The following is a 17379-nucleotide window of genomic DNA, read 5'->3' as shown; positions in this document are numbered from 1 at the left end:
CCACCTATTGATAATGCTAAAATGTCTAAGGTGCGTGAGTAGCCATGTTATCCTTGTTCATTGGAGGTAAAGAGAATGACTGATGATAGAGGACTACAGGATGCTCAGGTCAAGATCGGTACCAAACAAACCGTCAAGGCGGTAGAGTTGGGCCTAGCCGCAGAAGTCTATGTGGCAGAGGACGGAGATCAAAGGCTTACTTCCAGGATAGTTTTGCTTTGTAACAAACAAGGTGTTAAGATCACATATGTGGATACGATGCTGAATTTGGGCAAGGCCTGCGGAATAGAAGTTGGCGCTGCGATGGCAGCCGTCTTAAAACAATAGCTACAGAAATGTTTTTGTACTGGGGTGAACACCAGGGGCAAGAACTTTTCATTTGTCTTTTTATGAACCGCCTGGGTCTGTGGGCTTAGAGTTCTTAAATCGACTATCATTTCAGGAAGGGGGTGGCAACAACATGCCAACAATTAACCAATTGGTTCGTAAAGGCCGTCAAGCCAAAATCGAAAAATCTAAATCTCCCGCTCTTCAAAAAGGGTATAACGCCCTCAAGCGTGAGGCTACAAATTTGAGCGCTCCGCAAAAACGCGGTGTGTGCACTCGTGTAGGCACAATGACTCCACGTAAACCAAACTCAGCGCTTCGTAAATATGCCCGTGTTCGTTTGACGAACCGTCTCGAGGTAACAGCTTATATCCCGGGTATCGGACATAACTTACAAGAGCACAGTGTTGTATTACTTCGCGGAGGTAAAGTAAAGGACCTTGCAGGGGTTCGTTACCATATCGTTCGTGGTGCTTTGGATACAGCAGGTGTAGCTAACCGGATGCAAGCTCGTTCTAAATACGGTGCAAAACGTCCTAAAGCTAAGAAGTAAGATAACAATATCTGAATAATAAACATTTAAGAAAGGGGGATATCCATGCCACGCAAAGGTCCAGTTACAAAGAGAGACGTATTGCCAGATCCGTTGTATAATAGCAAGTTGGTTACTCGTTTGATTAACCGCATTATGCTGGGTGGTAAAAGAGGTGTCGCTCAAAGCATTCTGTACAATTCATTCAAATTGATTGAAGAACGTACGGGTAAAGATCCGATGGAAGTTTTCGAAGCTGCCATCAAGAATATCATGCCGGTTTTGGAAGTCAAAGCTCGTCGTGTCGGTGGTGCTAACTATCAAGTACCTATCGAGGTTAAACCAGAGAGACGTACTGCTCTGGGATTACGTTGGCTCGTAAACTACTCTCGCAACCGCGGTGAGAAGACTATGGAAGAGCGTTTGGCGGCTGAGATCATCGACGCTTCCAACAACACAGGCGCTTCTGTTAAGAAACGTGAAGATACACACAAAATGGCTGAAGCAAACAAAGCGTTCGCTCACTACCGTTGGTAGGATAAAGGTCATTCAAATAACTTATATTTTGAAGGGAGATCCATTTCATGGCTAGAGAGTTCTCCTTAAAAAATACACGTAACATCGGGATCATGGCGCATATTGATGCTGGTAAAACAACTACCACAGAGCGGATTCTTTTCTATACAGGCCGTACGCACAAAATCGGTGAAGTTCACGAGGGTGCTGCTACAATGGACTGGATGGAGCAAGAACAAGAGCGCGGAATCACGATTACGTCCGCTGCTACGACTGCTGCGTGGAAAGGTCACCGCATCAATATCATTGATACCCCAGGACACGTTGACTTCACTGTTGAAGTTGAACGTTCCCTGCGTGTATTGGATGGGGCAGTTGGTGTATTTAGTGCAAAAGAGGGCGTTGAGCCTCAGTCTGAAACCGTATGGAGACAGGCTGACCGTTATAACGTTCCCCGGATTGCATATGTAAACAAAATGGACATTATCGGTGCGGATTTCCTTAACGTAATCGAAACTATGCGTGATCGCCTTCAAGCCAATGCAGTTGCTATTCAATTGCCAATTGGTGCAGAAAGTGATTTCACTGGTATTATCGACCTAGTTGAGCAAAAAGCACACATGTTCAGAGATGATCTGGGCCAAAACATCGAAGTAACGGATATTCCGGAAGAATATTTGGCCAAAGTTGAGGAGCTGCGTCTCGAGTTGATCGAGAAAGTTGCTGAACTTGATGAGGATCTGACTATGAAGTATTTGGAAGGCGAAGAAATTACAATTCCGGAAATTAAAGCTGCAATTCGCAAAGGCGTAGTTGAAGTTAAATTGTTCCCTGTAATTGCTGGATCTTCCTACCGAAACAAAGGGATTCAGCTTATGCTGGATGCTGTTGTTGATTACTTGCCATCTCCTCTTGACGTTCCAGCTATTACTGGACATCTTGATGACGGTACAGAAGCTGTTCGTCACTCTTCGGATGAAGAGCCGTTTGCAGCTTTGGCATTTAAAATCATGACAGACCCTTATGTTGGTAAACTTACGTTCTTCCGTGTTTACTCAGGCGTACTTGAGTCCGGATCATACGTAGTTAATGCAACTAAGAACAAGCGTGAACGTATTGGTCGTATCCTTCAAATGCATGCGAACAGCCGTCAGGAAATTTCCATCGTGTATTCTGGCGACATCGCAGCTGCTGTTGGTTTGAAAGATACCAGTACAGGTGATACACTGTGTGATGAGAAGAATCCAGTAATTCTGGAATCAATGAACTTCCCTGATCCAGTTATCGAGATCGCTGTTGAACCAAAAACTAAAGCTGACCAAGATAAAATGGGCGTTGCTCTCGGAAAGTTGACTGAAGAGGATCCAACTCTTCGTGCTCACACTGATGAAGAAACAGGCCAAACAATCCTGGCTGGTATGGGTGAACTTCACTTGGACATCATCATCGACCGTATGCGTCGTGAGTTCAAAGTAGAAACCAATGTGGGTAAACCACAGGTTGCTTACCGCGAAACGTTCAAGGCACCTGCTCGCGTCGAAGGTAAATTTGTACGCCAATCTGGTGGTCGTGGTCAATACGGTCACGTATGGGTTGAGTTTGAACCCCTCGAACCAGGTACTGGTAGCAAATTCGAAAGTAAAGTTGTTGGTGGCTCGGTTCCTAGAGAGTACATCGCTCCTGCACTTGCGGGTATTGAAGAACAAATGAAAAACGGCGTACTTGCTGGCTTCCCGCTAGTAGACGTTAAAGCTACCATCGTAGATGGTTCTTATCATGATGTCGATTCCAACGAAATGGCATTTAAAATTGCCGGTTCGATGGCACTCAAAGCAGCTAAAGACAAGTGTAAGCCTGTCCTGCTTGAGCCAATCATGAAAGTAGAAGTAACTGTTCCTGAGGAATATATGGGTGATGTAATGGGTATGCTGAACTCCCGCCGTGGTCGTATCGAAGGTATGGATTCCCGTGGTGGAGCGCAAATTATCCGTGCTAAGGTGCCTCTTTCCGAAATGTTCGGATACTCTACAACACTTCGTTCTGGTACACAAGGACGTGGCGTATTCTCAATGGAGCTTTCTCACTATGAAGAAGTTCCTAAATCCATTGCGGAAGAGATCGCTGCAAAGAACAAAGGCGCTGAATAATTACCAGTTTTAACTTGCCGTCCCGGGTATAAACACTCAGTCATCTAAGATTACACGTATGCGGGCGGCTCAAATATAAGGAACCCCACATTAAGGAGGAACTGTTCAAATGGCAAAGGCAAAGTTTGAACGTAACAAACCGCACGTTAACATCGGTACTATTGGTCACGTCGACCATGGTAAAACGACTCTGACTGCTGCAATCACTACTGTATTGTCCAAAACTTACGGTGGCGCAGCTATCGCATTCGATCAAATCGACAAAGCTCCTGAAGAGCGCGAACGTGGTATCACAATCTCCACTTCCCACGTTGAATATGAAACTCCTAACCGTCACTACGCTCACGTAGACTGCCCTGGTCACGCCGACTATGTTAAAAACATGATCACTGGCGCAGCGCAAATGGACGGAGCTATCCTGGTTGTATCCGCAGCTGATGGCCCAATGCCACAAACTCGCGAGCACATCCTGTTGTCCCGTCAAGTAGGCGTTCCTTACATCGTTGTCTTCTTGAACAAATGCGACATGGTTGAAGACGAAGAGTTGTTGGAATTGGTTGAAATGGAAGTTCGCGACTTGCTTAGCGAGTATGACTTCCCAGGCGACGATACTCCAATCATCCGTGGTTCTGCTCGTGAAGCTCTGCAAAACCCAGATGGCGATTACGCTAAAAAAATCATCGAAATGTTTGAAACAATCGATGAGTACATTCCACTTCCTGAGCGTCAAACTGACAAGCCTTTCTTGATGCCTGTCGAAGACGTATTCTCCATCACTGGCCGCGGTACTGTGGCAACTGGTCGCGTAGAACGCGGAACAGTTAAAGTCGGAGAAGAAATCGAAATCGTTGGTATTCACGAAGATACTAAGAAATCCGTAGTTACGGGCGTAGAAATGTTCCGTAAATTGCTGGATTCCGCTCAAGCTGGGGACAACATCGGAGCATTGCTTCGTGGTGTTGACCGTAACATGATCGAGCGTGGCCAAGTATTGGCTAAGCCGAACTCCGTTAAACCACACACTGAGTTCACTGCTCAAATTTACGTTCTGACAAAAGAAGAAGGTGGCCGTCACAAGCCTTTCTTCACTGGATACCGTCCACAGTTCTACTTCCGTACAACTGACGTAACTGGTATCATCAACTTGCCAGAAGGTACTGAAATGGTTATGCCTGGTGATAACATCTCCGTAACCGTACAACTGATCTCCCCAATCGCTATTGAAGAAGGTACTAAATTCTCCATTCGTGAAGGTGGCCGTACAGTTGGTGCTGGTAGCGTAGCTTCTATCCAAAAATAATAATTTGACTTCTATCTGCGGGTAGATTCCGAATTACAAACACCCCTGATTCTTCTTGCGGAGAATCAGGGGCTTTTTTGTTTTTTCTGAGAATAATGTATTATTCGACACCAATTGATAATAAAGCATAACAATATGATCTTTTTCTACATAATTCGTCAAATTACAACAATCAATTGTTTACAATTATACTAATGATAGAGTAAAATGAAGGAGGAATAATAATGTAAAATAATAGGAATTGTGGGAGAGTGGTAATATGGGGAAATGTCCTTTTTCCTTCATGCATGCGTTAACTGCACGTAATAATAATGTAGATTCTCCTGCCTCTCATTCCTTAGACTTCAAGGATCAGAATCATTCTGTGGCAGGGTCTTTTCATAAGCTGGAGGGACATGGTGAGCTTAACGAGCAGATGAGAATGATTGATCTAACTGAAGCAGATTTGAACTTACTACGCAGGGTGAAACCTGTTGTTGAGCAGAATATAGACTATATCATTGATCAATTTTACAATTCGGTATTAGGCGTAAATAAACTTGAAGCTATTATTTTAGAGCATAGCAGTATAGACAGGTTAAAAACTACTCTTCGTGGGCATATTCTAGAGATTTTTAATGGAAAGGTTGATGATGAGTACATAGCAAAGCGTCTAATGATCGCTAATATTCATAAAAAAGTAGGGCTTGAGCCCAAATGGTACTTATCTGCTTTTCAGAATCTTCAGAACGTATTTATACGCGTTATATATAATGAAACAAACGATGATAATACACGCCTTCGAGTGGTTCAGACCGTGACCAAACTCCTTAACCTTGAGCAGCAGCTGGTTCTAGAAGAATATGAGAAGGAGAACATAAAAGAGAAGGAAGAGCAATATCTATTGGTGAAAAATGAATTAAAACAAAAAATTTCAGAGTTTAGCGTTGAATTGGTAGATTATAGCATCGATACTAATGCTGCTGTGAAGCAGCTAGTGGCAAGCAGCAATGAAGTAAGTAGAACATTCCAACGTACGGCTGCATCCGCTCTGGAGTCACAGGGATTAGCTACAGATGGGCATGAACACTTGGGTGATTTGACTGAGCAAATTAATCTTATATATCAGACCACCAGTGAGATGGAAGACTCGATCATTGAGTTAAGCGATTCCTCTAAGCAAATTCAAAAAATTGTGAACTCAGTAAGGGAAATTGCCGATCAGACTAAAATCCTCTCACTTAATGCAACGATTGAAGCCGCTAGAGCCGGTGAGCATGGTAGAGGTTTTAGTGTGGTTGCTCAAGAAGTTAGCCGACTTGCAGAGGATACTAAGAGTACTGTAATTCAGATCGTAGAGCTAACAAATAAATCAGGTCTACTCACTCAGCAGGTTGTAGAAGAGATTCGTAAGGTGCAGGAGTTAACTAAGAATGGGAAGCACCAATCGGTCGAGACTAGTCTTTTGTTCTCTGATATTGTAGACGCTATGCGTAGCAGTACACAGGAGATTGTAATAGTGGAAGAAGAAATAAGAACCTTAATCCAAACCATTGAGGGGATCGGAACAGCAACGGCTCAGACTGCTTCCTCCGCAGAGTTTTTTAAGTCTGCCACAGAGAATCTTTAACATATATATAGTAGAAGAACAGCGCATGAAAAAAATATGCGTTGTTTTTCTATTTTCGCTTGCAATACTGCTGCCTATTATATATAATAATAAATGTTGTTCTGAGACGTTGCGATGATGTGAGAGGTTACTGACACACCCGGCCCCTTTGCCATGGGGACGAGGTCAGAAAATTTTCACGGAGTATGTCCGATACCAAATTGGGCGATAGAAGGAGGGACTAAAATGGCAAAGCAAAAAATTCGTATTCGCTTGAAAGCATACGACCACAGAATTCTTGATCAATCCGCTGAGAAGATTGTTGAAACAGCAAAACGTTCGGGTGCAGGTGTGTCCGGGCCGATTCCGTTACCAACTGAGAAGCAAATCATTACTATTCTCCGTGCGGTACACAAGTACAAGGATTCCCGTGAACAGTTTGAACAACGGACTCACAAACGTTTGATCGATATTGTGAACCCAACACCACAAACTGTGGATGCCTTGATGCGCTTGGATCTACCGTCCGGTGTAGATATCGAAATCAAATTGTAATTCTATTTTAAGTAACTTAGGAAAAGAAAAGAGGTGTCAACATTGAAAGGTATCTTAGGAAAAAAACTCGGTATGACTCAAGTGTTTACTCCAGAAGGTAACGTAATTCCTGTTACTGTTATCGAAGCAGGACCTTGTGTAGTACTGCAAAAGAAAGACCTGAATATCGACGGATATGAAGCAGTGCAATTGGGCTTTTCTGATAAAAAAGAAAAACGCTCCAATAAGCCTGAACAGGGTCACGCCAAAAAGGCAAATGCAACACCTAAGCGCTACGTTCGTGAAATTCGCGGTGTTGATCTCGGGTCTCTCGAGGTTGGACAAGAGCTGAAGGCTGATATCTTTGCTGAGGGCGAATTTGTTGACGTAACTGGTACATCTAAAGGTAAAGGTTTCCAAGGTAACATCAAACGTTGGGGACAAAGCCGCGGACCAATGGCACACGGATCGCGTTACCACAGAAGACCGGGTTCCATGGGTTCTATCCAAGCTAACCGTGTTCCTAAGGGCAAACGCCTTCCAGGACATATGGGTCACACGACTATTACGGTTCAAAAGCTTGAAATTATCAAGGTTGATGTTGAACGTAACGTATTGCTGGTTAAAGGCGCTATCCCAGGTCCTAAAAACAGCTTCGTGAAAGTTAAACAAACCGTTAAGAAATAATTATTGAAGAAAGGAGGAACATGAAATGCCAAAAGTAACACTTTTTAATATTAGTGGCAACGAAGTTGGTGAAGTGGAACTGAGCGATACAGTATTCGGTATTGAACCGAATGAGCACGTTCTACATGAAGCTGCGCTTATGCAAAGAGCTTCCCTACGTCGTGGTACACACAAAGTAAAAGGACGTTCTGAAGTTCGTGGCGGTGGACGTAAACCTTGGAAACAAAAAGGTACAGGTCGCGCTCGTCAAGGCTCCATTCGTTCTCCACAATGGAAAGGCGGCGGCGTTGTCTTCGGACCAACACCACGTAGCTATTCCTGGAAACTGCCTAAGAAGGTTCGTCGTTTGGCGATCAAATCCGCTTTGTCCTCGAAAGTACTCGAGAATGACATTATCGTATTGGATAGCTTGACAATGAATGCTCCGAAGACGAAAGAATTCGCAGCAATCTTGAACAACCTGAAAGTAGATCGTAAAGCGTTGATCGTAGCTACTAGCTATGATGATAACGTAGCACTTTCCGCTCGTAACATCCCTGGGGTGAAATTCGTAGCGGCTGACGGCATTAATGTTCTTGACGTACTGACGTACGACAAACTGATCATCACTAAAGAAGCAGTTCTGAAGGTAGAGGAGGTGTTCGCGTAATGAAAGATCCTCGTGATATTATCAAACGTCCGGTGATTACGGAACGTACTTCCGACTACATGAGCGAAATGAAATACGCTTTTGAAGTGGATATCCGTGCTAACAAAACCGAAATCAAAAAAGCTGTCGAGGCTATTTTCAAAGTAAAAGTAACTAATGTGAACACAATGCGCGTACCTGGCAAACTGAAACGTTATGGTAAATATTCTGGTTACACTCCAGAGTGGAAAAAAGCCATCGTTAAGCTTAGCCCGGACAGCAAACCGCTTGAATTTTTTGAAGCGGTAGAATAATACTCTGTTGAAGTAAGGAGGGAACTACAGTGCCAATCAAAAAGTACAAACCGACCTCTCCGGCAAGACGCGCTATGTCCGTGTCTACGTTTGAAGAAATTACAACAAACCAGCCAGAGAAATCGTTGCTTTCTCCGCTGTTCAAACATGCGGGACGCAACAACCAAGGTAAAATTACGGTTCGTCACCATGGCGGCGGACATAAACGTAAATACCGTATTATCGACTTCAAGCGGACTAAAGACGGCATACCAGGTAGCGTTGCTACAATCGAGTATGACCCGAACCGCACATCTAATATTGCTTTGATCCACTATGCTGATGGAGAGAAACGTTATATCATCGCTCCTAAAGGTCTAAAAGTTGGGGATAAAGTAGAGTCCGGTCCTGCGGCCGACATCAAAATTGGTAACAGTCTTCCACTGGAGAACATTCCAGTAGGTACAGTTATCCACAACATTGAGTTGAAACCAGGTAAAGGCGGACAATTGGTTCGTGCAGCTGGTACAGAAGCTCAATTGCTTGGTAAAGAAGAAAAATACTGTTCCGTTCGTTTGTCATCCGGTGAGGTTCGTAAGATCCTTAGCGTATGCCGTGCAACTATCGGTTCCGTAGGTAACGAAGATCACGAATTGATCAAAATTGGTAAAGCTGGACGTAGTCGCTGGCTCGGCCGTCGTCCTGAAGTTCGCGGGGTAGTAATGAACCCTAACGATCACCCACACGGTGGTGGTGAAGGTCGCGCTCCAATCGGACGTAAATCGCCAATGTCTCCATGGGGCAAACCAACCCTTGGTTACAAAACGCGTAAGAAAAACAAGGCATCTGATAAATATATCGTTCGCCGCCGCACTAAATAAGACGCTTCTGGCAAGTTAATAAAGCGCGAAGCGTCGATTCGCGGTTTGAAGAACCGGATGAAGGGAGGATTCACACATGGGTCGCAGTTTAAAGAAGGGGCCGTTTATCGATGGCTACCTGCTTAAAAAAGTTGAGGAACTGAACGAGGCTGAGAAAAAGGTTGTAGTTAAAACTTGGTCCCGTCGCTCAACCATTTTCCCTCAGTTTATCGGACATACGTTTGGTGTATATGACGGCCGTAAACACGTGCCTGTATACGTAACAGAAGATATGGTAGGTCACAAGTTGGGCGAGTTCGCGCCAACACGTACTTACAAAGGCCACGCGGGTGACGATAAGAAAACAAGAAGATAATAATAAGGTCTCTGTTTGAAAGGAGGTTAAACAATGGAAGCAAAAGCACATGCAAGATCGGTGCGAATTTCCGCTCGTAAAGCGAAACTGGTTGTTGACTTGATTCGTGGTAAGCAAGTGGGGGAAGCAATTGCTATTCTTCGCCACACTCCGAAATCCGCTTCTCCGGTCGTTGAAAAGTTGCTTAATTCGGCAATTGCGAATGCTGAGCATAACTATTCTTTGGACGTGAACAGTTTGTTCGTTAGCGAGGTTTTCGTTAACCAAGGACCTACTATGAAACGTTTCCGTCCGCGCGCCATGGGCCGCGCAAGTCGGATCAATAAACGCACGAGCCACATTACACTGGTGGTATCTGAGAAATAAGGAGGGATAACACGTGGGTCAAAAGGTAAATCCAATCGGACTCCGAATCGGTATTATTCGCGATTGGGAATCTAAATGGTATGCAGGAAAAGATTTCGGTACTCTTCTGATGGAAGACGTCAAAATCCGGGAATACCTTAAAGGCAAATTGAAGGATTCCGCTGTTTCCCATATCGAGATCGAAAGAGCGGCTAGCCGCGTGAACGTTACAATTCATACAGCTAAACCAGGTATGGTTATTGGTAAAGGTGGAGCAGAAGTAGAAGTACTTCGCAGCGCAGTTACAGCAATCGCTGGTGGCAAAAAAGTACACATCAACATCAATGAAATCAAGCACCCTGAATTGGATGCAATTCTTGTAGCTGAGAGCATTGCTCAACAATTGGAACGTCGTGTATCGTTCCGTCGTGCCCTCAAACAAGCGATTCAAAGAACTATGCGTTCTGGCGCAAAAGGGATTAAAACTCAAGTGGGCGGACGTCTTGGCGGAGCTGAGATTGCTCGTTCAGAAGGTTATAGCGAAGGAACAGTTCCACTTCATACGCTTCGTGCCGATATCGATTACGGAACGGCTGAAGCACATACAACTTACGGCCTTATCGGCGTAAAAGTATGGATCTACCGTGGAGAAGTTCTTCCCCCAGCTAAGAAACAAGCTGCTCAGGAAGGAGGCAACTAATCATGTTGGTACCAAAACGCGTAAAACACCGCAAGCAACAACGCGGACACATGAAGGGTATGGCAAAAGGCGGTACTGAATTGAACTTCGGCGAATTCGGCCTGGTTGCACTTGAACCGTCTTGGATCACTAACCGTCAGATCGAAGCTGCTCGTATCGCGATGACACGTTATATCAAACGTGGCGGTCAAGTTTGGATCAAGATTTTCCCAGATAAACCTATTACTCAAAAGCCTCTCGAGGTTCGTATGGGTAGTGGTAAAGGTAACGTTGAGAAATGGGTAGCCGTAGTTAAGCCGGGCAAGATTATGTTCGAACTCGGAGGCGTGTCGGAAGAAATCGCTCGTGAAGCGATGCGTCTTGCCGCTCACAAGCTGCCTGTAAAGACTAAGTTTGTGAAACGTGAAGAATTGGGTGGTGAAGCAAATGAAAGCTAATGAACTTCGCAACTTAACCACTGCTGAGATTGAACAAAAGATCGCTGGATTCAAAGAGGAACTTTTTAATCTCCGTTTTCAATTGGCAACTGGCCAATTGGACAACCCAACTCGGATTCGTGACGTGCGTAAGGAAATAGCTCGTGCTAAAACCGTGATCCATCAAAGAGTGCTTGGGATTAGTTAAGTGAGACGGATCGCAGATCCGTATTCAGGAAGGAGGCTAACTAATGAGTGAAGAACGTAATGCACGTAAAGTGCTAATCGGTAAAGTGGTCAGTGATAAAATGGATAAAACCATCGTAGTTGCTGTTGAAACCTATAAGAAACACAATTTGTACCACAAACGCATCAAGTCTACGAAGAAATTCAAAGCACATGATGAGGGAAATGTTGCAAAGATTGGCGATACCGTAAAACTCATGGAAACTCGTCCGTTGTCTAAGGACAAACGTTGGAGACTAGTTGAAGTGGTAGAAGCAGCGGTTATCATCTAAGATAATCAAGAGAGTTTTTCCGGAAGGAGGAAATTATAATGATTCAACCATTTACACGTTTGCATGTGGCTGACAACTCTGGTGCGAAGGAACTGATGTGTATCCGCGTACTGGGTGGTACTGGACGCCGTACAGCAGCAATCGGTGATTTGATCGTTTGTTCCGTTAAACAAGCAACACCAGGCGGCGTTGTCAAAAAAGGTGATGTTGTTAGAGCGGTAGTTGTTCGTACGAAACGTTCCGTTCGTCGTAAAGATGGATCTTACATCGCATTCGACGAAAACGCAGCTGTTGTTGTTAAAGACGACAGAAGCCCTCGTGGAACACGTATCTTTGGACCAGTTGCTCGCGAACTTCGCGATAAAGACTACATGAAGATCGTTTCCTTGGCACCGGAAGTTATCTAATAAACACGGCACCAATAAGTTGAAGGTTAGTTATAGGAGGTGTAATAAATGCCTAGAGTGAAAAAAGTTCTGGAATCCCATAACAATAAACTGCACGTGAAGAAAGATGACGTGGTGCTTGTGATCAGTGGTAAAGACAAAGGCAAAAAAGGCCGTGTCATCGCTGCTTATCCTCGTGAAAACCGCGTTCTGGTAGAAGGCGTCAATATGGTGAAAAAACACCAAAAGCCGAACCAGCTGAATCCACAGGGTGGAATTATTGAGCAGGAAGCTTCGATTCATGTGTCCAACGTAATGCACATCGATCCGAAGACCGGCAAAGTAACCCGTATCGGTTACAAAGTTTTGGACAATGGTAAAAAAGTTCGGATTGCTAAAAGATCCGGAGAGATTATCGACTAATCTAGCCCTTAAGAAAGGAGGTTAAATCTTCATGGCAGCAAGAATGAAAGAACGTTTTCTTAACGAAATTACACCTGCTTTGATGCAGAAGTTTAACTATACAACTGTTATGCAAGTGCCTAAGATCGAGAAGGTTGTCATCAACATGGGTGTGGGTGACGCTGTTCAAAACTCCAAAGTACTTGATGCTGCAGTTAATGACATGCAGTTGATCGCTGGTCAAAAACCAGTAATCACTAAAGCTAAAAAATCCATCGCTGGTTTCAAACTACGCGAAAATATGCCGATTGGGGTTAAAGTAACACTGCGCGGAGAGCGTATGTATTACTTCTTGGACAAATTGTTCAACGTAACACTTCCACGTGTACGTGACTTCCGTGGTGTTTCCACTAAAGCCTTTGACGGCCGTGGTAACTACACACTTGGTCTTAAAGAACAATTGATCTTCCCCGAGATCGAATATGACAAAGTGGATAAAGTCCGCGGTATGGACATCGTTATTGTAACGACTGCTAAGACGGACGAGGAATCCCGCGAGCTGCTGGGTCAGCTGGGAATGCCTTTCGCAAAATAAAGTCGGTTAATCCATTTTCTCCGAAAATGTTTAGGAGGTGTCAGGCTAAGTGGCAAAAACTTCGATGAAAGTTAAACAACAACGTACGCCTAAGTTTAAAGTACGTGCATATACACGTTGCGAACGTTGTGGTCGTCCACATTCGGTACTGCAAAAGTTTAAAATTTGCAGAATTTGTTTCCGTGAATTAGCTTATAAAGGCCAGATCCCTGGCGTGAAAAAAGCAAGTTGGTAAGAAGTTTATAAACGGGAAGGAGGTTTACACACATGACTATGTCTGATCCTATTGCAGATATGCTTACTCGTATTCGTAACGCTAACATTGTGCGTCACGAGACGGTAGAAATGCCTGCTTCTACTATGAAGAAACAAATCGCTGACATTTTGAAGCGTGAAGGTTTCATCCGCGATGCGGAATTCGTTGAAGATAGCAAACAAGGGATTATCCGTATCTTCTTGAAATACGGCCCTAACCAAGAGCGTGTTATTTCTGGTTTGAAAAGAATCAGTAAACCAGGCCTTCGCGTATACACGAAGAGCAATGAAGTGCCTCGTGTACTCGGTGGTCTAGGAATCGCGATTATCTCCACATCTAAGGGAGTTATGACCGACAAAGAAGCTCGTCAATCAAAATCTGGCGGAGAAGTTGTCTGCTACATTTGGTAATAAACGTCACAAGATAAGGAGGTGCAACACATGTCTCGTATTGGTCGCAAACCAATCGCAGTACCTAGCGGTGTAGATGTCACTTTGGACAACGCCGTTATTACAGTAAAAGGTCCAAAAGGTTCTTTGACTCGTGAGCTTCATAAAGACATGAAGGTTACAGTTGAAAATAACGAAATTACCGTTGTTCGCCCGTCGGATAACAAATTGCATCGTTCACTTCACGGCACAACCCGCTCCGTTGTCAACAACATGGTAGCAGGTGTGACTGAAGGTTTCTCGAAATCTCTGGAACTGGTTGGGGTCGGATATCGTGCAAGCAAATCCGGAGATAAAATCGTTCTGAACGTTGGTTATTCCCACCCGGTTGAAATTACACCGGAAGCTGGTATCGAGTTCGAAGTTCCTGCGAACACGAAGATCATCGTTAAAGGTATCGATAAAGAACGCGTTGGCGCATACGCTGCTAAAATCCGTTCCGTTCGTGAACCAGAACCGTATAAAGGTAAAGGTATCAAATATGAAGGCGAGCGTATCATCCGCAAAGAAGGTAAAGCTGGTAAGAAGAAATAACCAGTTTAAACTTAATTGTAAGATACCCCGTGCATCTTAAAGTGAAGCTGTTTACGGCAAACTGAAGGGAGTGAAAGGGAAGTCATGATTACAAAAGAAGATAAAAACAAGGCTCGTCTCAAAAGACACCTGCGTGTTCGTAAGAAGATCCAGGGAACTACTGAGCGTCCACGTTTGAACGTATTCCGTTCTTCGAAACACATCTACGCTCAACTGATCGATGATGTTAAAGGGGTTACTATCGTATCCGCTTCTACACTTGATAAAGATCTGAGCGCTAACATCGGTAATGGCGGTAGCGTTGAAGCTGCAGCGAAAGTTGGCCAATTGGTCGCTGAGCGTGCCAAAGAAAAAGGATATGCAGTGGTCGTATTCGACCGCGGAGGTTACTTGTACCATGGACGGATTCAAGCATTGGCTGATGCAGCTCGTGAAGCTGGTCTTGAATTCTAGAATAATTCTTAAAAGGAGGTTAACGACTTGCGTGTAGATCCGAACAGTTTAGAACTGACAGAAAGAGTTGTACACATTAACCGTGTTGCAAAAGTTGTAAAAGGCGGACGCCGTTTCAGCTTTAGTGCACTTGTTGTTGTGGGCGACGGCAACGGCTACGTCGGTGCTGGTATCGGTAAAGCCGGCGAAGTTCCGGATGCCATCCGTAAAGGCATTGAAGACGCCAAGAAAAACCTGATTCACATCCCAATCGTAGGAACTTCGATTCCCCATCTCGTTACTGGACACTTCGGCGCAGGACGCGTGTTGCTGAAACCAGCATCAGAGGGTACTGGCGTTATCGCTGGCGGTCCAGTTCGTGCGGTATTGGAATTGGCAGGCGTTGGCGACATTTTGACAAAATCACTGGGTTCTTCGAATTCCATGAACATGGTCAATGCAACTTTGGAGGGACTTTCCCGTCTGAAACGCATTGAAGAGGTCGCGAAACTTCGCGGCAAATCTGTCGAAGAATTGCGCGGTTAAGGAGGGGAACGTCAATGGCAAAATTGCAAATTACCCTCGTACGTAGTGTAATCGGACGTCCAGAAACACAACGTGTTACTGTTAAGACGCTCGGCCTGCGTAAACTCAACACGACAGTGGTTCACAATGACAGTCCTGCAATTCGCGGAATGATCAATAAAGTGAGTCACTTGCTATCTGTAACTGAAATTGAAGGCTAATCGCCTCGCATAAATTAACAAACATAAGGAGGTGCAAACGATGAAGTTACATGAACTTGCTCCAGCTCCTGGTTCCCGCAAAGAACGCAATCGCGTTGGTCGTGGTCCTAGTAGCGGAAATGGTAAAACTTCCGGTCGCGGTCACAAAGGTCAAAACTCACGTTCTGGCGGTGGTGTTCGTCCGGGCTTCGAGGGTGGACAAAATCCGCTCTATCGTCGTCTGCCTAAACGTGGTTTCGTCAATCCTACCCGTAAAGAGTATGCGATTGTGAACCTGGAAGATCTGAATAGCTTTGCAGAAGGAACTGAAGTGACTCCGCAGTTGTTGCTTGAAACTGGTGTTGTCAAGAATTCCAAAAGCGGCATCAAGATTCTCGGCAACGGTGAGTTGACCGTAAAATTGACTGTACAAGCAAATAAGTTCTCTCAATCTGCGGTAGAGAAAATCGAGGCTGCCGGCGGTAAAACCGAGGTGATCTAATGTTCAAGACGCTTAAGAATATCTGGCATGTTGAAGATTTGCGCAAAAAGATCCTGTTTACCTTGTTCATTCTGATTATCTACCGTATCGGTTCGTTTGTTCCGGTTCCTGGTGTGAACAAAGATGTACTGCAAACAGCAAATCAGAGCGGTGACGCTTTGATGGGACTCTTGAACACCTTTTCGGGCGGAGCGCTCAAAAACTTCTCGATATTTGCGATCAGTATTTACCCGTACATTACAGCATCCATCATCGTGCAATTGCTGTCGATGGATGTTGTTCCTAAGTTTGCTGAATGGGCTAAACAAGGGGAGCACGGGAAAAAACAATTGGCGCAAATCACTCGTTACGGTACAGTGATATTAGCCCTGATCCAAGGTTTTGCTACGTCGATAGGGTTTAACCGGATATATAATACTCAAATGATGCCGAATGCGACATTTGCTGATTACTTGCTGGTTGCCATTATCTTGACGGCGGGTACTTCTTTCTTGATGTGGCTTGGTGAACAGATTACCGAAAAGGGAATCGGGAACGGGATTTCGATCCTGATTTTTGCGGGAATCGTCGCCGCCATTCCGGGATATATCACAAGTACGGCTAACTCAAGTTTTATTCAGCCGGATCAGGTGTTCCTGAATATTCTTAAAGTCGTTATCGTGCTGATTGTGATTGTAGCGATTATTACAGCAGTTATCTTCGTACAGCAAGGTATTCGGAAGATTCCTGTTCAATACGCTAAACGCGTAGTCGGCAATAAAATGTACGGTGGACAGAATACACATATCCCATTGAAAATTAATGCGGCAGGTGTAATTCCGGTAATCTTCGCCGTATCATTGCTTCAGTTCCCAGTTGTTCTCTCCAGTTTCTGGTCAACACATGCCTGGGCTCAATGGATTGCTAAGTATTTAGCAACCGATGCTCCACTTGGTATGCTTCTGTATGTAGTGATGATCATCGGGTTCACGTTCTTCTATACGTTCGTGCAGATGAATCCTCAGCAGATGGCCGATAACATGAAGAAGAATGGTGGTTACATTCCAGGTATCCGTCCTGGTAAAGCTACAGAGAAATATCTGACTAGAGTAATGTCTCGTCTGACTATGTCCGGCGCTTTGTTCCTAGCTTTGATCTCTGTTCTGCCGATGTTCTTCGGTGCTTTATCTGGATTGCCTAAAGAAGTTCGAATTGGCGGTACATCACTGCTGATCGTAATCGGTGTGGCATTGGATACTATGAAGCAGATCGAGAGCCAATTGATCAAACGCCATTACAAAGGCTTCATCAATAAATAGGTGATAGGTTCCGGTGAAGCTTAAGTTTTTATT

28 protein-coding genes are annotated in these 17379 nt (G+C 44.5%); all 28 read left to right on the top strand.

Going from position 1 to position 17379, the window contains the following annotated elements:
• Positions 1 to 75: 75 nt before the first annotated feature.
• The 28 genes from NST94_RS26955 to secY all read left to right on the top strand — a co-directional run bounded on the left by NST94_RS26955 (position 76) and on the right by secY (position 17346).
• The gene (locus NST94_RS26955; protein WP_038573459.1) at positions 76 to 327 is read left to right on the top strand and encodes a ribosomal L7Ae/L30e/S12e/Gadd45 family protein; all 252 of its coding nucleotides are present in this window, start codon (positions 76 to 78) and stop codon (positions 325 to 327) included.
• Positions 328 to 460: 133 nt separating this feature from the next.
• The gene (rpsL, locus tag NST94_RS26950) at positions 461 to 880 is read left to right on the top strand and encodes a 30S ribosomal protein S12 (RefSeq protein WP_036680518.1); all 420 of its coding nucleotides are present in this window, start codon (positions 461 to 463) and stop codon (positions 878 to 880) included.
• A 45-nt stretch (positions 881 to 925) separates the two neighbouring features.
• The gene (rpsG, locus tag NST94_RS26945) at positions 926 to 1396 is read left to right on the top strand and encodes a 30S ribosomal protein S7 (RefSeq protein ID WP_036680520.1); all 471 of its coding nucleotides are present in this window, start codon (positions 926 to 928) and stop codon (positions 1394 to 1396) included.
• A gap of 47 nt (positions 1397 to 1443) precedes the next feature.
• Positions 1444 to 3522, top strand: coding sequence for an elongation factor G (gene fusA, locus NST94_RS26940; RefSeq protein WP_036680521.1), 2079 nt, complete (start codon positions 1444 to 1446; stop codon positions 3520 to 3522).
• A 109-nt stretch (positions 3523 to 3631) separates the two neighbouring features.
• Complete coding sequence (gene tuf / locus NST94_RS26935) at positions 3632 to 4822, top strand: elongation factor Tu (protein WP_036680523.1); 1191 nt, start codon at positions 3632 to 3634, stop codon at positions 4820 to 4822.
• Between the two features lie 259 nt (positions 4823 to 5081).
• Entirely contained in the window at positions 5082 to 6431 is a 1350-nt protein-coding gene (locus tag NST94_RS26930; protein ID WP_076303341.1) for a globin-coupled sensor protein, read from the top strand.
• Positions 6432 to 6656: 225 nt separating this feature from the next.
• Positions 6657 to 6965, top strand: coding sequence for a 30S ribosomal protein S10 (rpsJ, locus tag NST94_RS26925; protein WP_017692074.1), 309 nt, complete (start codon positions 6657 to 6659; stop codon positions 6963 to 6965).
• A gap of 42 nt (positions 6966 to 7007) precedes the next feature.
• Positions 7008 to 7631, top strand: a complete 624-nt coding sequence (gene rplC, locus NST94_RS26920) for a 50S ribosomal protein L3 (protein WP_036680532.1) — start codon at positions 7008 to 7010, stop codon at positions 7629 to 7631.
• Between the two features lie 25 nt (positions 7632 to 7656).
• The gene (gene rplD / locus NST94_RS26915; RefSeq protein WP_036680536.1) at positions 7657 to 8280 is read left to right on the top strand and encodes a 50S ribosomal protein L4; all 624 of its coding nucleotides are present in this window, start codon (positions 7657 to 7659) and stop codon (positions 8278 to 8280) included.
• Positions 8280 to 8573: a 50S ribosomal protein L23 gene (gene rplW, locus NST94_RS26910; RefSeq protein ID WP_036680537.1), complete on the top strand. Its 294-nt coding sequence runs from the start codon at positions 8280 to 8282 to the stop codon at positions 8571 to 8573. The genes rplD and rplW overlap by 1 nt, the downstream gene beginning before the upstream one ends.
• Positions 8574 to 8602: 29 nt before the next feature.
• Positions 8603 to 9433, top strand: coding sequence for a 50S ribosomal protein L2 (gene rplB, locus NST94_RS26905; protein ID WP_076303340.1), 831 nt, complete (start codon positions 8603 to 8605; stop codon positions 9431 to 9433).
• 76 nt (positions 9434 to 9509) lie between these two features.
• Positions 9510 to 9788, top strand: a complete 279-nt coding sequence (rpsS, locus tag NST94_RS26900) for a 30S ribosomal protein S19 (protein ID WP_036652940.1) — start codon at positions 9510 to 9512, stop codon at positions 9786 to 9788.
• A 33-nt stretch (positions 9789 to 9821) separates the two neighbouring features.
• Positions 9822 to 10154 (top strand): 50S ribosomal protein L22, encoded by a 333-nt coding sequence (gene rplV, locus NST94_RS26895; protein ID WP_036680546.1) that lies wholly within the window; start codon positions 9822 to 9824, stop codon positions 10152 to 10154.
• Positions 10155 to 10167: 13 nt separating this feature from the next.
• Entirely contained in the window at positions 10168 to 10833 is a 666-nt protein-coding gene (gene rpsC, locus NST94_RS26890; protein ID WP_038573452.1) for a 30S ribosomal protein S3, read from the top strand.
• Between the two features lie 2 nt (positions 10834 to 10835).
• Positions 10836 to 11270, top strand: a complete 435-nt coding sequence (gene rplP, locus NST94_RS26885; RefSeq protein ID WP_036680552.1) for a 50S ribosomal protein L16 — start codon at positions 10836 to 10838, stop codon at positions 11268 to 11270.
• A complete protein-coding gene (gene rpmC, locus NST94_RS26880; RefSeq protein WP_019908232.1) occupies positions 11260 to 11457 on the top strand; it encodes a 50S ribosomal protein L29 in 198 nt (65 codons plus the stop codon). The genes rplP and rpmC overlap by 11 nt, the downstream gene beginning before the upstream one ends.
• Before the next feature lie 43 nt (positions 11458 to 11500).
• On the top strand, positions 11501 to 11767 hold the full coding sequence (rpsQ, locus tag NST94_RS26875; RefSeq protein ID WP_036680554.1) for a 30S ribosomal protein S17: 267 nt from the start codon (positions 11501 to 11503) through the stop codon (positions 11765 to 11767).
• Positions 11768 to 11805: 38 nt separating this feature from the next.
• On the top strand, positions 11806 to 12174 hold the full coding sequence (rplN, locus tag NST94_RS26870; RefSeq protein WP_036680556.1) for a 50S ribosomal protein L14: 369 nt from the start codon (positions 11806 to 11808) through the stop codon (positions 12172 to 12174).
• 48 nt (positions 12175 to 12222) lie between these two features.
• Complete coding sequence (gene rplX, locus NST94_RS26865; protein ID WP_076099615.1) at positions 12223 to 12576, top strand: 50S ribosomal protein L24; 354 nt, start codon at positions 12223 to 12225, stop codon at positions 12574 to 12576.
• A 31-nt stretch (positions 12577 to 12607) separates the two neighbouring features.
• Positions 12608 to 13150, top strand: a complete 543-nt coding sequence (gene rplE / locus NST94_RS26860; protein WP_036680558.1) for a 50S ribosomal protein L5 — start codon at positions 12608 to 12610, stop codon at positions 13148 to 13150.
• A 49-nt stretch (positions 13151 to 13199) separates the two neighbouring features.
• A complete protein-coding gene (locus tag NST94_RS26855; RefSeq protein WP_013312154.1) occupies positions 13200 to 13385 on the top strand; it encodes a type Z 30S ribosomal protein S14 in 186 nt (61 codons plus the stop codon).
• Between the two features lie 32 nt (positions 13386 to 13417).
• Complete coding sequence (gene rpsH, locus NST94_RS26850; protein ID WP_036680560.1) at positions 13418 to 13816, top strand: 30S ribosomal protein S8; 399 nt, start codon at positions 13418 to 13420, stop codon at positions 13814 to 13816.
• A gap of 30 nt (positions 13817 to 13846) precedes the next feature.
• Positions 13847 to 14389: a 50S ribosomal protein L6 gene (rplF, locus tag NST94_RS26845; protein WP_036680562.1), complete on the top strand. Its 543-nt coding sequence runs from the start codon at positions 13847 to 13849 to the stop codon at positions 14387 to 14389.
• 84 nt (positions 14390 to 14473) lie between these two features.
• Positions 14474 to 14842, top strand: a complete 369-nt coding sequence (gene rplR / locus NST94_RS26840; protein WP_036680564.1) for a 50S ribosomal protein L18 — start codon at positions 14474 to 14476, stop codon at positions 14840 to 14842.
• Positions 14843 to 14869: 27 nt separating this feature from the next.
• On the top strand, positions 14870 to 15367 hold the full coding sequence (rpsE, locus tag NST94_RS26835) for a 30S ribosomal protein S5 (RefSeq protein ID WP_036652980.1): 498 nt from the start codon (positions 14870 to 14872) through the stop codon (positions 15365 to 15367).
• A gap of 14 nt (positions 15368 to 15381) precedes the next feature.
• Positions 15382 to 15567 carry a 50S ribosomal protein L30 gene (rpmD, locus tag NST94_RS26830; RefSeq protein WP_036680567.1) on the top strand — a complete coding sequence of 62 codons (186 nt, stop codon included), beginning with the start codon at positions 15382 to 15384 and terminating at the stop codon, positions 15565 to 15567.
• Positions 15568 to 15607: 40 nt separating this feature from the next.
• The gene (rplO, locus tag NST94_RS26825; RefSeq protein ID WP_036680569.1) at positions 15608 to 16048 is read left to right on the top strand and encodes a 50S ribosomal protein L15; all 441 of its coding nucleotides are present in this window, start codon (positions 15608 to 15610) and stop codon (positions 16046 to 16048) included.
• Entirely contained in the window at positions 16048 to 17346 is a 1299-nt protein-coding gene (gene secY, locus NST94_RS26820) for a preprotein translocase subunit SecY (RefSeq protein WP_076130016.1), read from the top strand. Before rplO ends, secY begins: the two co-directional genes overlap by 1 nt.
• The last annotated feature ends 33 nt before the right edge of the window (positions 17347 to 17379 follow it).

Origin of the sequence: Paenibacillus sp. FSL H8-0282, assembly GCF_037963825.1 — a bacterium.
In the GTDB taxonomy this organism is placed as follows: domain Bacteria; phylum Bacillota; class Bacilli; order Paenibacillales; family Paenibacillaceae; genus Paenibacillus_AQ; species Paenibacillus_AQ odorifer.
The sequence above is the reverse complement of the archived record's forward strand: the minus strand, read 5'-3'. Positions and strand labels throughout refer to the sequence as shown.

Excerpts from the sequence above, each read along its gene's own strand:
- secY (WP_076130016.1), top strand. The coding sequence starts at position 16,048 with ATGTTCAAGACGCTTAAGAATATCTGGCATGTTGAAGATTTGCGCAAA.
- rplX (WP_076099615.1), top strand. The coding sequence starts at position 12,223 with ATGCCTAGAGTGAAAAAAGTTCTGGAATCCCATAACAATAAACTGCAC.
- rplP (WP_036680552.1), top strand. The coding sequence starts at position 10,836 with ATGTTGGTACCAAAACGCGTAAAACACCGCAAGCAACAACGCGGACAC.
- rplE (WP_036680558.1), top strand. The coding sequence starts at position 12,608 with ATGGCAGCAAGAATGAAAGAACGTTTTCTTAACGAAATTACACCTGCT.
- rpsJ (WP_017692074.1), top strand. The coding sequence starts at position 6,657 with ATGGCAAAGCAAAAAATTCGTATTCGCTTGAAAGCATACGACCACAGA.
- rpsS (WP_036652940.1), top strand. The coding sequence starts at position 9,510 with ATGGGTCGCAGTTTAAAGAAGGGGCCGTTTATCGATGGCTACCTGCTT.
- rplO (WP_036680569.1), top strand. The coding sequence starts at position 15,608 with ATGAAGTTACATGAACTTGCTCCAGCTCCTGGTTCCCGCAAAGAACGC.
- rplR (WP_036680564.1), top strand. The coding sequence starts at position 14,474 with ATGATTACAAAAGAAGATAAAAACAAGGCTCGTCTCAAAAGACACCTG.
- rpsL (WP_036680518.1), top strand. The coding sequence starts at position 461 with ATGCCAACAATTAACCAATTGGTTCGTAAAGGCCGTCAAGCCAAAATC.
- tuf (WP_036680523.1), top strand. The coding sequence starts at position 3,632 with ATGGCAAAGGCAAAGTTTGAACGTAACAAACCGCACGTTAACATCGGT.
- rpmD (WP_036680567.1), top strand. The coding sequence starts at position 15,382 with ATGGCAAAATTGCAAATTACCCTCGTACGTAGTGTAATCGGACGTCCA.
- rpsG (WP_036680520.1), top strand. The coding sequence starts at position 926 with ATGCCACGCAAAGGTCCAGTTACAAAGAGAGACGTATTGCCAGATCCG.
- rplV (WP_036680546.1), top strand. The coding sequence starts at position 9,822 with ATGGAAGCAAAAGCACATGCAAGATCGGTGCGAATTTCCGCTCGTAAA.
- NST94_RS26955 (WP_038573459.1), top strand. The coding sequence starts at position 76 with ATGACTGATGATAGAGGACTACAGGATGCTCAGGTCAAGATCGGTACC.
- NST94_RS26930 (WP_076303341.1), top strand. The coding sequence starts at position 5,082 with ATGGGGAAATGTCCTTTTTCCTTCATGCATGCGTTAACTGCACGTAAT.
- rpmC (WP_019908232.1), top strand. The coding sequence starts at position 11,260 with ATGAAAGCTAATGAACTTCGCAACTTAACCACTGCTGAGATTGAACAA.
- rplF (WP_036680562.1), top strand. The coding sequence starts at position 13,847 with ATGTCTCGTATTGGTCGCAAACCAATCGCAGTACCTAGCGGTGTAGAT.
- fusA (WP_036680521.1), top strand. The coding sequence starts at position 1,444 with ATGGCTAGAGAGTTCTCCTTAAAAAATACACGTAACATCGGGATCATG.
- rplD (WP_036680536.1), top strand. The coding sequence starts at position 7,657 with ATGCCAAAAGTAACACTTTTTAATATTAGTGGCAACGAAGTTGGTGAA.
- rpsH (WP_036680560.1), top strand. The coding sequence starts at position 13,418 with ATGACTATGTCTGATCCTATTGCAGATATGCTTACTCGTATTCGTAAC.
- rplW (WP_036680537.1), top strand. The coding sequence starts at position 8,280 with ATGAAAGATCCTCGTGATATTATCAAACGTCCGGTGATTACGGAACGT.
- rplN (WP_036680556.1), top strand. The coding sequence starts at position 11,806 with ATGATTCAACCATTTACACGTTTGCATGTGGCTGACAACTCTGGTGCG.
- rpsQ (WP_036680554.1), top strand. The coding sequence starts at position 11,501 with ATGAGTGAAGAACGTAATGCACGTAAAGTGCTAATCGGTAAAGTGGTC.